The sequence below is a fragment of the Microlunatus parietis genome (genome assembly GCF_013407955.1).
In the GTDB taxonomy this organism is placed as follows: domain Bacteria; phylum Actinomycetota; class Actinomycetes; order Propionibacteriales; family Propionibacteriaceae; genus Microlunatus; species Microlunatus parietis.
Window position 1 is genome coordinate 5,285,430 of sequence record NZ_JACCBU010000001.1, and the last position, 14,371, is coordinate 5,299,800.

Annotated in this window: 13 protein-coding genes; 5 read left to right on the forward strand and 8 right to left on the reverse strand. The window is 70.1% G+C overall.

The annotated features are described in order from the left end of the window. Nucleotides 1-88: 88 nt before the first annotated feature. Together dprE1 and BKA15_RS25475 are read right to left on the reverse strand one after the other, a co-directional pair. Nucleotides 89-1,459: a decaprenylphosphoryl-beta-D-ribose oxidase gene (dprE1, locus tag BKA15_RS25470; RefSeq protein WP_179755601.1), complete on the reverse strand. Its 1,371-nt coding sequence runs from the start codon at nt 1,457-1,459 to the stop codon at nt 89-91. Continuing rightward, nucleotides 1,456-2,373 (reverse strand): decaprenyl-phosphate phosphoribosyltransferase, encoded by a 918-nt coding sequence (locus BKA15_RS25475; RefSeq protein ID WP_179755603.1) that lies wholly within the window; start codon nt 2,371-2,373, stop codon nt 1,456-1,458. Before BKA15_RS25475 ends, dprE1 begins: the two co-directional genes overlap by 4 nt. Before the next feature lie 182 nt (nt 2,374-2,555). On the opposite strand from BKA15_RS25475, the gene BKA15_RS25480 reads away from it, so the two are divergent. Then, entirely contained in the window at nt 2,556-4,112 is a 1,557-nt protein-coding gene (locus BKA15_RS25480) for an alkaline phosphatase D family protein (protein WP_179755605.1), read from the forward strand. Between the two features lie 389 nt (nt 4,113-4,501). On the opposite strand, the gene BKA15_RS25485 is transcribed toward BKA15_RS25480, so the two are convergent. Beyond that, nucleotides 4,502-5,344, reverse strand: coding sequence for an NAD(P)H-binding protein (locus tag BKA15_RS25485; protein WP_312879297.1), 843 nt, complete (start codon nt 5,342-5,344; stop codon nt 4,502-4,504). Nucleotides 5,345-5,410: 66 nt separating this feature from the next. Between BKA15_RS25485 and BKA15_RS37000 the strand changes: the two genes are divergently transcribed. The 3 genes from BKA15_RS37000 to BKA15_RS25500 all read left to right on the forward strand — a co-directional run bounded on the left by BKA15_RS37000 (nt 5,411) and on the right by BKA15_RS25500 (nt 10,179). Then, complete coding sequence (locus BKA15_RS37000) at nt 5,411-5,842, forward strand: hypothetical protein (protein WP_179755607.1); 432 nt, start codon at nt 5,411-5,413, stop codon at nt 5,840-5,842. Between the two features lie 114 nt (nt 5,843-5,956). Then, complete coding sequence (locus tag BKA15_RS25495; RefSeq protein ID WP_179755609.1) at nt 5,957-8,434, forward strand: hypothetical protein; 2,478 nt, start codon at nt 5,957-5,959, stop codon at nt 8,432-8,434. 2 nt (nt 8,435-8,436) lie between these two features. Then, nucleotides 8,437-10,179: an FG-GAP repeat domain-containing protein gene (locus BKA15_RS25500; RefSeq protein WP_179755611.1), complete on the forward strand. Its 1,743-nt coding sequence runs from the start codon at nt 8,437-8,439 to the stop codon at nt 10,177-10,179. Between the two features lie 938 nt (nt 10,180-11,117). Here BKA15_RS25500 and BKA15_RS25505 read toward each other — a convergent pair. From BKA15_RS25505 to BKA15_RS37005, 5 genes are read right to left on the reverse strand one after another with little or no spacing between them, the layout of a single operon-like run. After that, complete coding sequence (locus BKA15_RS25505) at nt 11,118-11,264, reverse strand: VOC family protein (protein ID WP_179755612.1); 147 nt, start codon at nt 11,262-11,264, stop codon at nt 11,118-11,120. Beyond that, a complete protein-coding gene (locus BKA15_RS25510; RefSeq protein ID WP_179755614.1) occupies nt 11,261-11,608 on the reverse strand; it encodes a YdeI/OmpD-associated family protein in 348 nt (115 codons plus the stop codon). Before BKA15_RS25510 ends, BKA15_RS25505 begins: the two co-directional genes overlap by 4 nt. Before the next feature lie 54 nt (nt 11,609-11,662). Continuing rightward, nucleotides 11,663-12,715, reverse strand: coding sequence for an iron-siderophore ABC transporter substrate-binding protein (locus BKA15_RS25515; RefSeq protein ID WP_179755616.1), 1,053 nt, complete (start codon nt 12,713-12,715; stop codon nt 11,663-11,665). Then, on the reverse strand, nt 12,712-13,338 hold the full coding sequence (locus tag BKA15_RS25520) for a Maf family protein (RefSeq protein ID WP_179755618.1): 627 nt from the start codon (nt 13,336-13,338) through the stop codon (nt 12,712-12,714). Before BKA15_RS25520 ends, BKA15_RS25515 begins: the two co-directional genes overlap by 4 nt. 10 nt (nt 13,339-13,348) lie before the next feature. Further along, nucleotides 13,349-13,504 carry an acyl-CoA carboxylase subunit epsilon gene (locus tag BKA15_RS37005; RefSeq protein WP_179755620.1) on the reverse strand — a complete coding sequence of 52 codons (156 nt, stop codon included), beginning with the start codon at nt 13,502-13,504 and terminating at the stop codon, nt 13,349-13,351. Nucleotides 13,505-13,528: 24 nt separating this feature from the next. Between BKA15_RS37005 and BKA15_RS25530 the strand changes: the two genes are divergently transcribed. Next, the gene (locus BKA15_RS25530) at nt 13,529-14,335 is read left to right on the forward strand and encodes a biotin--[acetyl-CoA-carboxylase] ligase (RefSeq protein WP_179755622.1); all 807 of its coding nucleotides are present in this window, start codon (nt 13,529-13,531) and stop codon (nt 14,333-14,335) included. Nucleotides 14,336-14,371 lie beyond the last annotated feature (36 nt).

Sequence of the window (14,371 nt, forward strand, 5' to 3'; positions counted from 1 at the left end):
CTCGGTCGCGTTGCGACCCGGCAGCCCTCCCTCGTCGGCCTTGCGCTGCACGCACTCGGACGCCGCCAGACGCCACTCCTCAGCCGTATCACAGCACTGCGAGATGGAGACGGCGGGCCAGGTCGGAGACGAAGATGCCGTCGGGGTCGACCCGGCGCCGGACCGCCAGGAAGTCGTCCAGGCGCGGATACATCAGCCGCAGCGCGTCCGCGTCGATCCGGGAGTCCTTAGCCAGATAGACCCGGCCGCCGACGCCGAGCACCAGTTCGTCCAGCCGCCGGCAGAGTTGATCAAGGCCGGACGTGATCGGGAAATCGACCGCCAGCGTCCAGCCCGGCGTCGGGAACGAGAGCGGCGAGGCGTTGCCCTCGCCGAACCGCTTCAGCACATTGATGCAGGAGATCTGGCCCGAGTTGGCGATCTCCCGGACGCACTCGGCGAACGTCTCGGTCGCGGAGAACGGCACCGCGAACTGGTACTGCAGGAAGCCGGGCGGACCGTAGACCCGGTTCCACTCACCGAACATGTCCAGCGGATGGAAGAACTGGGTGATGTTCTGGATCTCGCCGACCCGGTGCTTCGGGGCCTTGAAATACCAGGCCAGGCTGAACGCCTTGCCGGTCGCGCGGTTGACCAGCCCGCTCGGGAACAGGTCCGGGAACGTGCCGAAGTTCGGCGCCGCGAACTTCATCGGGTCCCGGCGCAGCTTCGCCGGCAGGTCCTCGAGCTTCGCCTTCTCGCCCCGGGTCAGCACGGCCCGGCCGAGACCCTTGCCGCGGGTGACCGCGTCGAACCAGGCCACCGAGTAGGTGTAGTTCTCGTCGCCGGTGCTCATCTGCGTCAGCAGGTCGTCCAGGTCCCGGGTGCGGTCGGTGTCGACGGTGAAATAGGCCGACTCGACCCGCTGCAATCTGATCTTGGCCCGCGTGACCACGCCGGTCAGGCCCATCCCGCCCACCGTCGCCCAGAACAGGTCCGGGTCGCCGCCGTCCGGGCTGAGCCGGTGCTCGACGCCGTCGGCGGTGACCAGGTCGAGCCACTCGAGATGATCACCGAAGCTGCCCTGGGTGTGGTGGTTCTTGCCGTGCACGTCGGCGGCGATCGCACCGCCGATGGTGACCTGGCGGGTGCCCGGCAGCACCGGGACCCAGAGGCCGCAGGGGAGCAGGGCCCGCATCAGCGAGTCGAGGCTGACGCCGGCCTCGGTGATCACGGTCGGCGGTTCGCTCTCGGCGTCGATCGCGAGGATCCGGTGCATGGCGGTCAGGTCGAGCGCGGTGCCGCCGGCGTTCTGCGCGGCGTCGCCGTAGGACCGGCCCAGCCCTCTCGCGATCACACCCCGGTTGCCGTCCGCTTTCCGTACCCAGGAAGCGATGTCGGCCGACGTCGTCGGCCGGGCGACCTGTGCCGCGGACGATCCGGTCCGGCCCCACCCGTGCAGTTCTTCGAGAGTGCTCACAGGAACACCGCGATCGCGATCAAGATCAACCACAACACTCCCAGGACTTGCAGGATCCGGTCTTTCAGGACGATGTCCTCCGGCTCGCCCGCCGTGCCCGCATCGATCTCCAGTGCGTACTGCAGCAGCGCCAGGGTGAACGGTGCGATCGACAGTGCGGTCCAGGGTACGCCGAGCCACGGCTCGCCGCGGTTCTCGAACGCCCACAGGCTGTATGAGACCAGGACGGTGCCCGCGGCGAGCATCCAGACGAACCGCAGGTACGACTGCGAGTAGCGCTCCAGCGAACGGCGGGTGCCGGCCTCGACGCCGAGCGACTTGAGCTCCGAGTAGCGCTTGCCGGCGACCATGAACAGCGAGCCGAACGAGGCCACCAGCAGGAACCACTGACTCAGCACGATCCCGGTCGCGACCCCGCCGGCGACTGCGCGGAGCAGGAACCCGCTGGACACCACCGCGAGATCGATCACCGGCCAGTGCTTCAGCCAGGTCGAGTAGCCGACCTGAATGACCGCGTAGGCGGTCAGCGTGAGACCGAGCGGGATCGCGGTGACGAACCCGAGGCCGAGGCCGATCACGCCGCAGACCCCCGCGAGGATCACCGCCGGCCGGGTGCCGAGCTCGCCGGCCGCGATCGGGCGGAACCGCTTCTTCGGGTGCTGCCGGTCCTCCTCGACGTCGCGGACGTCGTTGATCAGGTAGATCGAGGCGCTGATCAGGCAGAACGCCACGAAGGCCAGCGCCGCGTTGAGCAGCACGGCCGGTTCGAACAACCGGCCGGCGGCGAGCGGAACGGACAGCACCAGCACGTTCTTGATCCACTGGCGCGGCCGCATCGCGCGGATCGGTGCGGGCAGCCGCGGCTGGCGGACCGCGACGGCCCCCGGCTCGGAGATCTCTGGTTGCTCGGGCATCGTCTGAGAGGTTATCCGCCCGGGTCGGGCTGGGCGATTCGGGCGCTGTCGCAGATTTGACGACAGCTTCGCGGAGACCGGTTGCTGCGGCCGATTCGGCGAACAGATGTCAGATTCGCGACAACCCCCGTTCATGACGCCGGGTGAGCCTGAGCCTCGTGAACGCTCGGGAGAACTCAGGAATGGTTTCGCGCCGGCTCTTGCTCGGCGGAGGCACCGCGACCGCGATCGGGCTGGCCTCGGCGCCGGCCCTGGCCCAGGCTCAGCCCACGGCTCCGGCCCAGGTGCGGCGGGGTCGGCCCTCGCTGACTCATGGCGTGCAGTCCGGTGACGTACGGACCCGGAAGGCGGTGCTCTGGTCCCGCGCCGACCGGCCGTCCCGGCTGATCGCGGAACTGTCGCGGGACCCGTCCTTCCGGAAGGCGGTGACGGTGCCCGGTCCGGTGGTGACGCCGCGGACCGACCTGACCGGGGAGCTCGACCTGTCCTGGCTGACGCCGGGGACCGAGTACCACTACCGGATCCAGGCCGTGGACCTGCACGATCCACGGCGTTCCAGCGAGCCGGTGGCGGGACGCTTCCGTACCGCGTCGGAGCGGCCGGCCGACCTGAGTTTCCTCTGGTCCGGCGACATCGCCGGGCAGGGCTGGGGCGTCAACCCCGAGCTCGGCGGCTTCCGGATCGCCGACGCGATGCGGGCCCGGAACGCCGACTTCTTCCTCTGCAGCGGCGACAACGTGTACGCCGACGGGCCGGTCACCGAGTCCGTCGCGCTGCCGGACGGCTCGACCTGGAAGAACCTGGTCATCGAGGAGAAGCTCAAGGTCGCCGAGACCCTGGACGAGTACCGCGGGCAGTACAAGTACAACCTGCTCGCCGACAACTGGCGCGCCTTCCTGGCCGAGACGCCGCAGGTGACCCAGTGGGACGACCACGAGGTGACCAACAACTGGTACCCCGGCGAGATCCTCGACGACGACCGTTACACCGTCACCGATGTCGACACCCTGGCCCGGCGGGCCCGGCAGGCCTTCCACGAGTACATGCCGGTCGCGAAGATCTCGCCCGATCCGGAGGGCCGGCTCTACCGGGTGATCAACTACGGCCCGCTGCTCGACCTGTTCGTGCTCGACATGCGGACCCACAAGGACAAGAACTCCGACGGTACGGAGACGGTCCCCGACGGCGGCCTGCTCGGCGAGCGGCAGACCCGCTGGCTGCTCCGCGAGCTGAAGAAGTCGAAGGCGACCTGGAAGATCATCGCCAACGACCTGCCGGTCGGCCTGATCGTGCCCGACGGGGCGGCGGCGCAGGAGGGCGTCGGCCAGGGCGACCCGGGCGCGCCGCGCGGCCGAGAACTTGATCTTGCTCCGGTGCTGTCGTTCCTGAAGCGGGAGGGGATCCGCAACCACGTCTGGCTGACCGCCGACGTGCACTACACGGCGGCGCACCACTACTCGCCCGACCGCGCCGCTTTCCAGGACTTCGACCCGTTCTGGGAGTTCGTCTCCGGCCCGCTCAACGCCGGCGCCTTCGGCCCGAACGTGCTCGACCCGACGTTCGGCCCCAGGGCCGAGTTCGTCGCCGCGCCGCCGGCCCCGAACACGTCGCCGGCCGACGGGTTCCAGTTCTTCGGCGAGGTGTCGATCGACGGCAAGACCCGGGAACTCACGGTCGACCTCCGCGACATCGACGGCACGTCGCTCTACTCGAAGACCCTCGCCCCGGAACGCCGCTGAGCCGGAATCCACCGAACCCCAACCGAAGCGGCTGGGCCGAAGTCGCGGCTTGTCGCGGTCAGGTGCGGGCGCGCAGCTCGTCGTCACAGACGATCTGACCTCGATCCCGGCGACGTTTCCCCGGTCAAGCAGTCCGCTCGGTGATCCAGGGGCTCCGATCGTGACGCAGCGGGCGCGGTGAACGGTCGGGCTGTGAGGGTCGTGTTGCGTGCGGCCGGGCCGGGTGTCGCGATTTCTCTTCGCATCGGAGCGTGCAACGTTGCACCGAGCGGTTGTGGTCGATGCCCAAGAGAAATCGCGACACATCTCACCCGCGCGGGATCGTGGGCATGAACGGGGTTGGCGGATCCGGGCGCAGGGAGCGTTGTGGCCTTGCCCTTCCGTGCTGCTCAGGGAGCGTTGTGGCTGAAGGCGTCGGCGTTCTGCTCGGCCCACTGGCGGAAGGTACGGGGCGGGCGGCCGGTCACCTCGGCGACGGTGGGCTGGACGGTGGTCTCGTCGATCGTGCCGTCCACGAAGAAGGAGAAGAAGGCGTCGACGTACGGCTGCGGCATCGCGGCGAGCATCCGGGCCCGGGCCTCGTCGTCCGGTTCGGCCTCGAACGTGAGCGGCCGATCGAGCACCTCGGCGAGCAGCGCCACCCGGTCGGCGGGCCGCAGGGCCTCCGGTCCGGTCAGGGGATAGGCCCGGCCGTCATGCCCCTCGCCGAGCAGCGCCTCGGCGGCGACCGCGGCGAGGTCGGCCGGGTCGATGGTCGCGATCGGTACGTCGGCGAACGGGGCCCGCACCACGTCGCCGGCCGCCAGCTGCGGCCTCCACTCGTACGTGTTGGTCATGAAGCTGACCGGGCGCAGGAAGGTCCAGGCCAGGCCGGAAGCCCGTACGGCATCCTCGGACCGGGCCATGTACTCGGTCACCGCGTTGTCGGGAGCGGAGCTGAGCACGGAGCCGCCGGACAGCAGCACGATCCGCCGCACTCCGGCGCGGGCCGCCTCGGTCGCGATCTCGTCGGCGTACCCCGGCATCAGGAACAGCCCGTCGACCCCGGCCAGGGCGTCCCGCAGGCTGGTCGCGTCGGTCAGGTCGCCGACCGCAGCTTCCACGCCGGCCGGCACCGGCCTGGCCGGGTCGCGGACGACGGCACGGGTCGGCACGCCGCGTTCGACGAGGGTTCGAGCGAGCGCACCGCCGACGTTCCCGGTCGCTCCGGTGACGAGAATCTTCGAGTCCACGCGGTCGAGGATGCCATGCCTCGCGGCTCGGCGCGGCGGCTTCGGCCGGCCCGCTACCTTAGGCGCGTGCGTTTCCTTCGGGCCGGTGGCCTTCTCGCCATCATGGTGATGATCATGCTGGCCGGCTGTAGTGCCGCTCCGAACGGGACGCGGCCCACCGGGGGATCGAGCACCCCGGCGCCGACCTCGAGCGCAGCGATCCCCGCGGACGGGGTGAGCCTGGCCGAGCTGGGGTTCCAGAACGGTCCGAGTGATCGGGTGTCGCTGCCGCGGGACGTGTCGTTCGTGACGTCGGCGGACCAGCCCAACGCGGTGACCCTGGTGATCGACCGACCGTCGGGTGCAGCGGTGGCGACCTATCTGCGACGGAGTCTTCCGCCGGCCGGCTTCACGATCGACTCCGATCTCGGCACGACGCTCACGTTCAGCGGGTTCGGCTGGGCGGGCAGCTTCACCGGTTCGGCGGACAGCTCGGCGCTCGTGCTCCGTCCTGCTTGATCAACTTCGTTCTTGATCAACTCTTGACAGCTGTGTCGCCGCGCGGTTTCCTTGTCTCAAGGATTACGAAAACATCTTCGATATTTCGTAAGTAACCTCGGGGCGGAGGACCTCATGTCCGGACCATCCATGTCACGGCGCGGCATGCTGCAGGCGGCCGGTGGCGGCGCGGCTCTCGGTGTGGCCGGCATCCTCGCTCCGACGGCCGTGACGCCCGCGTATGCGACGCCGGGACGTCCGGAGGGAGCAGCGATGACCGAGCCCGACGCCGAAGCGGCCCGCCACTGGTGGCCGCCGCAGCGGCAGGTCTGGACGCCGGTCGGCTGGAAGGGGCACCTGTTCCGGTTCGACGTGTTCTACAACGGCGCGATCCTGAGCCACCCGGCCGTGGCCCTCGCGCCGAGCAGTGCGCCGACCCTGAAGCCGTACCTGAAACCCTATCTGGGCAAGGATTTCCAGGTCACGCCGGTGATGCCGCAGGGCTCCGGCTTCCCGGCCCTGAGCACGACGCCGTACTACCTGCACCGGGGCGACTTCGGGGTCGGGCTGCAGGGTTGGCGGACCGACACCGAGGCCCCGGTGCTGTGGACCGAGCACCGCCGGCAGGCCGGGCTGGTGCTGCGCCAGGAGACGTTCGCCCACCTCAAGGGCGGCGGTGAGGTCGACACGGCCGACGAGCCGCTCTACTCCTGGACCAGGTTCACCGTCGACCACGTCGATGATCATGACGCACCGGCCGAGTTCACCTTCGTGCTGCGGCTGAGCAAGGTGTTCTACCGGCATGTGGTCGGACCGCCGGAGCAGCAGGAGGCCTTCATCACCATCGAGTCCCGGCCGGCCGCCGCACCGCTGGACGGGCCGCCCTGGATCGACCGGATCTGGAACCCGGACGGCAAGCCGCTGACCGTACCCGTCTACGACCACGAAGATCAGGTACGGATGATCGTCGGCACCCCGGCCGGCGGGACGATCAGTCTGGCCGCCGCCGAGAACCATGATCAGGTGTACGACCTCAAGGTCGGCCTGCCGGTCAAGGAGGGCACCTCGATCGACGTCCTGCTGCCCGCCGTCCCGCAGGCCGAGGCGGAAGCGCTGCGGGAATGGGAGGTCGGACGCGCCGCCGCCCTCGCCGAGTGTGAGGCGTTCTGGGCACCGCCCGCGCAGGCGACCGAGTTGATCACTCCGGAACCGCACGTCAACGAGTACTTCCGGCGCAGTGTGCAGTTGGCCGAGGTGATCGCGGAGAAGAGCCCGGACAGCGGCAAGTACACGTTCCTCACCGGCTCGTACGGCTATGACCTGTTGTGGAGCACGCCGACGTCGATGATCGGCCACATGTTCCTCGACCTGCTCGGCCGGCACGAGGTGGTGGAGCGCCATATCGATCTCTACCTCGACGTCCAGGGCAAGCGGAAACCGCCCGGCCAGGCCTACGCGACGCTGCCCACGGATGGCTTCTTCGCCACGCCGCTGAGCCTGCAGTCGTTCGACTGGCTCGGTGATCATGGGGCGATCCTCGAGGTCGCCGCCCGGCACGCCCTGCTGAGCTGGGACGAGGCGTTCACGCAGCGGTGGCTGCCGGCCATCGTCAAGGCGTGCGAGTTCATCAAAGCCGCCGTCGAGTTCACCGGGCACGACGGGGTCAAGGGGCTGATGCCGGCCGCCGCGTCCAACGACACCGGTGTCGAGCAGCAGTCGATCTGGATCCAGGTCTGGAACTACAAGGGTCTGGCCAGTTCCGTCGAGCTGCTGCGCCGGGTGAAGCACGCGCGCGCGGAGGAGTTCGCGACGGTGGCGTCGACGTTCCGGGAGACCTTCGTGACCGCGCTCCGTGCCGCGGCGAAGGACGCACCGACCTGGACCGATCCGGACGGTGCGACGCACCCGATCCTGCCCAGCAAGTTCCACGGCCCGACCAGTCCGTGGCCGTACCTGGAGGCGTTCGACACCGGCGCCCTCACCGCGGTCTGGGCCGGGCTGCTGCCGGCCTCGGATCCGCTGATGCGGTCCTATCTCGAGTTCTACCGGGTCGGGCCGAACACGAAGCTGTTCGACCCCTGGCACCACACCGCACTGGACCGAGTGGTGCTTGATCACGAACAGAGCAGCGGCGAACCCTGCTACAGCTGGAATCTCTTCCACACCTGGCAGACTGGCGATCGGGCCCGGTTCCTGGAAGGGCTGTACGGGCTGATGCTGGGCGCCTGCTCGGAGAACACGTTCATCGCCGGCGAGCACCGCAACGCCATGTACGGCACGCTGTTCGTGCAGCCGTTGGTGACCTGGGCGGCACGTACCGCGCTGGTCGACGACGGGCTCGACCCCGACGAGCTGCACCTGCTCCGGCTCTGTCCGCTGGCGTGGCTCGTCGACGGTACGCCGACGAAGCTGCTCCGGGCCCCGACCCGATACGGCACGGTCAGCCTCCAGCTCAGTCGCGACGACGCGAACCGGCAGCTGGATGTCAAGCTCGACTTCTCCTGGAAACGTAAGCCGAAACGGATCGTGCTGCACCCTCCGCCGATCCCGGACCTGCTCAGGATCACCGTGAACGGCACCGGCTATCCCGCCCGCAAGCCGATCGAGCTCTGATCATGATCACCACGATCCGGCGCCGGCTGATCATCACCGCGCTCGCCGTCCTGCTCGCGCTGCCGCTCCTCGTCGCGGTCGCCGCGGAACCGGCCGCGGCCGGCCAACGCCAGGCGAAGTTGATCTTGGCCAGGGACCAGCCCGACCGGGCCGACCGGGCTCGGGCGGCCACCCTGGCAGCCGGGCCGACCGACGTCACCGGTGACGGGCTGGCCGACGCCGTGGTCCGCGATCCGGGCGCCGAACGTGGCACCCTGCGGCTCTACGCCCACACCGGCGCGACGGCCGAGAATCCCTGGCCGGCGGCGGAGACACTGGGCGGTGAGTGGGGCTTCGCCGACCCGCTGCTACTCGGTGACGTCACCGGCGATGATCATCCGGACCTGATCACCCGGGACCCGGCCGGTGCGTTGTCGATCTTCCCGTGGACCGGCACTGAGCCGAATCCGTGGCCGGACAAGATCGCCGCCGGCACCGGCTGGTCCCGCTACAACACCTTGCTGCTGGGCGATGTGACCGGCGACGGCCGGCCCGACCTGCTCGGCCGTGACCCCGGCGCCGCCTCCGGCACGCTGTGGATCATCCGTCACGACGGCAGCCGGCAGCCGTACGGCTCGACGCCGGTCTGGGCCGGCACCGGCTGGAACCTCGCCGACGCGATGCTGCTCGGCGACGTCAACGGCGACGACTTCCCCGACATCGTGGTCCGCGACGGTGCCGGAGCGCTGTGGATCTACCCGCACAACCGGTCCACCACCCAGAACCCGTACACCAGCCGGATCGCTGCCGGCACCGGCTGGCCGGTCGGGCAGCCGCTACTGCTCGCCGACGCCACCGGCGACGGCCGGCCCGACCTGATCGCCCAGACCGACGACCGGCTGGCGATCCACCCACACCGAGGCGCGGCCAGTGGCGACGTCTGGGGCGGGACGGCTATCGAGGCCGGCACCGGCTGGGACTTCGCCAATACGATGATCACCGGCGATGTCACCGGCGACGGCCGGCCGGACCTGCTGGCCCGGGTGCACCGCGGCGACCTCTGGGTCTACCCGAACGACGGTGAAACGCCTTGGTCACAACGGTTCTCGGCCGGCGATCGCTGGACCTACGTTGATCAACTGCTGCTCGGTGACGTGACCGGCGACGGGAAGCCCGACCTGGTCGCCCGGGACCCCAAGGCCGCGAACGGGACGCTGTGGCTCTATCCCGGCACCGGCGCCACGGACTCCGACCCCTGGACCGCGCCGCGGACCTTCGCCGGCACCGGCTGGAACCTGGCCACGGCGCTCGCGCTCGGCGACCTGACCGGCGACGGCCGCCCGGACGTGCTGCTCCGGGACCGCGGCGGCGAACTGTGGGTCTACCCGCACAGCGGCCTGACCGGCCCGGGCAACCCGTGGACGGTGCCACGGCGCTGGGTCGGGTCCGGCTGGAACACGGCCCGGGAATTGCGGCTGGCCGACGTCGACGGCGACGGCCGCGCCGACCTGATCGACCTGGAACGCGACGGCTCGCTCTGGGTCTATCCCACCGGTGGCACGGCGCCGATCAAGATCGCCGGCGACTGGAGCGACGTCGCCACGTTCGCGATCGGTGCCGTGGACGCCACCGGCCGGCCGAGCCTGGTGACGATCACCACCGCCGGCGACGTGATCACCTACGCCCATTCCGGTGCGATCGACCCGTGGCCGACTGGACGTGTCGTCGCCTCGGACTGGACCTTCGCCACAGCCCTCCTGCTCTGAGTCGCCGTTGGAGCCCGTGCCCGGTGCGACCACGTGTTGCGAGCACTCCGCGCAGAGCCCCGGCCAATGGGGCTTGCGGATCATCAAGGCGACCGGATGCCCGCCGGCACGGCCTATCCGATCTTGGACCGACGACGATGCCCAGCCCGGCCCTCGGCGCCGGCTCTCGCTTCACGCCCGACGGCGCCGCGGCGGTGGTCGACCTGTGCGCGGCCCACGACCAGCGGCCGGGGTCGGCGGTCCACCAACCGAAGCCGTCATGATCATGGTCGCCGCGGTCCTGCTGCCACCCGATCAACGGTCCGTTCGGCGCGAGCAGAGGCCGGCCGACCTGCAGGGCTGTGCTGAACCGGACATCCCGTCCCACCAGATCAGCCTCGTGCGCTCGCCGTGGCTCTCCGTATCCCGAGAACCGTCATGCTTCCGATCGGTCGCATGCGCCTCTTCCGTTCCCCGCCGACGTGCCGCTGGCCATCGCCCCGGGCTTGCCCTTGCTGATCGGAATCGGCCCGCTGCCCGTTCCCGTAGCCGGCCCAGTGGTCACTCTGGCCACAAGTTTTTCACGTTACGTGAAAAACTGTCGCTTACAGGGTGATGCAGAACCGTAGGCACCGTCGCCGAAGACCTTGCGGCCCTGCTCGTACTCAAGGCCTACGACCGGAGTGAATTTCAGCCGGGCAGTCGCGGCGGAAATCCACAGCGGTCGCGTCGTGAGGCGGACGCCGTCCAGGCCGACCGGCGACTGGCACGATGGTGCACTTTGCTGCACGGAGAGACGGCGGAGTCCGCTCGACGAGGTCACCGCACCAACAAGATCTTCCTCGGGTGAGGACGGCGTAGAGGTCGACGTTGTTGCCGCCCGGATCTCGTACGGTCGCGAACCGGTGTCCTCAGGGTGCGTCGAAGCGTTCGTGGGCACTGTCGAATCCCGACGTCAGTCAGTTCGCAATGGGCGCCAGCTCGCACTCAATGTGGTCGCCGATCGCATCTCCGAAGTCGAGGCCGAGCCGACGACAGAAGTCGACCGCTGCCGCGCCATCGGAGACGATGAGGTCCAGAGCGTTCGCCTGTGGTTTCATGATCATCCTGTCTCGTCCGGGCTGGCGCGCTTGCGGAACTCGGCGAAACCGGCCGGGCGCATCCGGCCGGACTCGATCAGTCGCTCGGCGGCGGCGACGTTGAGTTGCGACCAACGGCTGCCGCGACGGCGCGGCGAGTACCGCTGGAAGTAGGTCGTCTGGTCGCCCCGGCGGCGGTGGCTGTCGATCCAGCCGAAGCAGAGCGCGACCTCGGTCGCTTCGGCCGGCTGCACCGACGCGACACCCGAGGCCTTCTTGGCGATCTTGATCCAGATCTCGCTCTCGGAGTGGTGGTGGGCTTCGAGCCAGGCCTCCCACTCGCGTGCATCTCGTGCGGTGATCACGTTCATGACTCCAGGCTCTCGCCTGAAGTGCTCACCTTGTGCACACTTTGTTCGTCCGGCTCAACCCAGGACGCGTTGCAGTTCCGGGACCAACCGCTCGACGGCGTACGGAATCGACAGCACGCTGTTGTACGTCATCGCGCCGCGGGTGTCGGTGTCGGGGATGATCGTGCGCCCGTCCCGGACCACCGGCAGCGCCTGCAGGACCTTGTCCTTGTCGGTGAAGGACCGGTCGGCCGGCTGATCGGCGAGCAGGATCAGGACGTCCCCGTCGACCAGGTCGAGACGTTCGGGCGAGACCTCGATGAAGTAGCTCTTGCCGTCGTCCAGGGCGCCGAGCCGCTCGGGCAGCCGGAAGCCGAGCTGCGCCATCACCCGGCCACGGGCGTCCGTCGGCGTGTAGGCACCGTACTTGCCTTGGAAGGGCAGCATGACCGTAGCGGTTCTGCCCTTGAACTGAGGATGATCCGCAGCCGCACCGGACAACGCCTGCTCGGCCTGCTCGATCAGCCGATCGCCCTCGGCGGAGCGGCCCAGCGCCGTGACGATCAGGCGGGTCGCAGCGTCCATCGGCACCGTGTACGCCGCGTGTTCGGCCGGCCGCGCGATCGTCGGGGCGATCTGGGAGAGGCGGTCGTAGACGTCCTGCTCGAAGCCGGCCGATACGCCGATGATCAGGTCCGGTTCCAGCGCGGCGAGTTGCTCGAGGTTCGGTTCGGCGTCGGACTGCAGGCGCAGCGGCCGGTCACCGTGGATGAGTTCCTCCGCCCAGGGGCCCAATCCGGTCTCGGGATAGAAGGTGTAGCCGGTGACGGCGATCGGGGTGGTGCCGAGCGCCAGCACCGCATCGGCGTCGGTGACGCCGAGCGTGATGATCTTGGTCGGCCGGCTCTCGATCGTGGTCCGGCCGAACACGTGCTCGATGGTGACCGGGAACTGGTCGTTCCCCGGCCCGTTCCCGCCGTCGGGCTGGGCCGGCGAACCGACCGTGGCGCAGCCGGCCACGGCGAGCAGGGTCAGGACAGCGAGAAGCGCATGAAGCCGGATGAACCGCACGAGCAACCTTTCCGTTTTGGTGAGGAAAGGCAACGCTAACCTGGGGCCGCGGGTCACCAGAGCTCGGGCCAGGCGACGCCCAGCTCGGCCAGCAGCTCCCGCAGCAGCGGCAGGCTGATCCCGACCACGGTGTGGTGATCACCGTCGATGCTCGTGACGAACGGCCCGCCGAGGCCGTCGATGGTGAACGCGCCGGCCACCTGGAGCGGCTCCCCGGTCGCGACGTACGCCTCGATCTCGGCGTCGGACAGGTCGGCGAACCGGACCCGGGTGCTCGCGGTGCGATTGCGCTCCCGCACCTCGTCGCCGTCGATGATCATGATCTGGTGTCCGGTGTGCAGTACGCCCTCGCGGCCCCGCATCCGGCGCCACCGGCCCACCGCCTCGGCATGATCAGCCGGCTTCCCGTACGGCCGCCCGTCCAGCTCCAGCAGCGAATCGCCGCCCAGCACGATCGTCGGGCCGGCCACGCCCTCGGCCCGGAGCCGGCCGACCACGGCGGTGGCCTTGAGCCGCGCCAGTTCGGCCACCAGGTCCGGCACCCGGTCCGCGTGGACGGCGTCCTCGTCCACTCCGGAGACGATCACCTCGGGATCGAGGCCCGCGGAGCGCAGCGTCGCCAGCCGGGCCGGCGAGGCCGAACCGAGCACCAGTCGCCAGGGTTTGCCCGTTCCAGTCACGCCGGTCACCCTAACGTGAGCCGCCGCGCCGTACGTCGCGCCAATAGCCCGCCCAGCCACGGGATCGGCCGGCGGCGGAACGGGCCCGGAGCGCGGTCAGCGCGGCGATCACGGCCGCGATCTCCTCGTCGGTCGGGTTGCCGCGGATGACGGTCGGCTCGGTCACTGGGCCAGCGTAGGCTTTCCGCCCGTGCCGTACGACGAGCCGCTGGATGCCGCCGAACTCCGCGCCGCGCTGACCGGGCCCGGCTCGCTCTGGCGAGACGTCCAACTGATCGACGAGACCGGCTCGACGAACACCGACCTCGCCGCGCAGGCGCGGGCCGGCGCGCCGTCCGGCACGGTCCTGATCGCCGAGCACCAGACCGCCGCCCGGGGCCGGCTGGGTCGCAGCTGGACCGCGCCGCCGGGCACCGCGATCGCGCTGTCGCTGCTGGTCCGGCCGGAGGTCCCGGCCGCCCGCTGGACCTGGCTGCCGCTGCTGACCGGGATCGCCGTGAGCGAGTCGTTGCAGCGCGCCGCGAAGGTGCCGGCCGACCTGAAATGGCCGAACGACGTGCTGGTCCGGGACCGCAAGCTCTGCGGCATCCTGGCCGAGCGGGTCGAGCCGGCCGGCGGCGCCGAGACGGCCGGCTGCGTGATCGGGATCGGGATCAACGTCGGCCTGACCGAGGAGCAACTGCCGGTGCCGACCGCGACCTCGCTCCGGCTGCAGCCCGACGCCGCGCCGGTGGGCCGGTCGACGATGATCATCACGGTGCTGCGGGCGTTCGCGCTGCTCTACGCCGAGTGGCGCGAATCGGTCGACGACACCGCGCTCGCGGCCGCCTACCTGGCCCGGTGCGGCACGGTCGGCCGCCGGGTCCGGGTGACCCTGCCCGGGGCCGAGGACGTGGTCGGCGAGGCGGAGGCGATCGACGCCGACGGACGGTTGGTGGTGCGGACCGAGGCCGGCCGGCGCGCGTTCGGAGCGGGCGACATCGTGCACCTGCGCTGATGCACGGGCTCGTCCACGTGTGTCACGATGGGCGGC

What these genes read in the sequence shown, in the direction of transcription:
- BKA15_RS25495 (WP_179755609.1), top strand. Translation starts at nt 5,957, where the DNA reads ATGTCCGGACCATCCATGTCACGGCGCGGCATGCTGCAGGCGGCCGGT.
- BKA15_RS25505 (WP_179755612.1), bottom strand. Translation starts at nt 11,264, where the DNA reads ATGATCATGAAACCACAGGCGAACGCTCTGGACCTCATCGTCTCCGAT.
- BKA15_RS25475 (WP_179755603.1), bottom strand. Translation starts at nt 2,373, where the DNA reads ATGCCCGAGCAACCAGAGATCTCCGAGCCGGGGGCCGTCGCGGTCCGC.
- BKA15_RS25510 (WP_179755614.1), bottom strand. Translation starts at nt 11,608, where the DNA reads ATGAACGTGATCACCGCACGAGATGCACGCGAGTGGGAGGCCTGGCTC.
- BKA15_RS25480 (WP_179755605.1), top strand. Translation starts at nt 2,556, where the DNA reads ATGGTTTCGCGCCGGCTCTTGCTCGGCGGAGGCACCGCGACCGCGATC.
- BKA15_RS25500 (WP_179755611.1), top strand. Translation starts at nt 8,437, where the DNA reads ATGATCACCACGATCCGGCGCCGGCTGATCATCACCGCGCTCGCCGTC.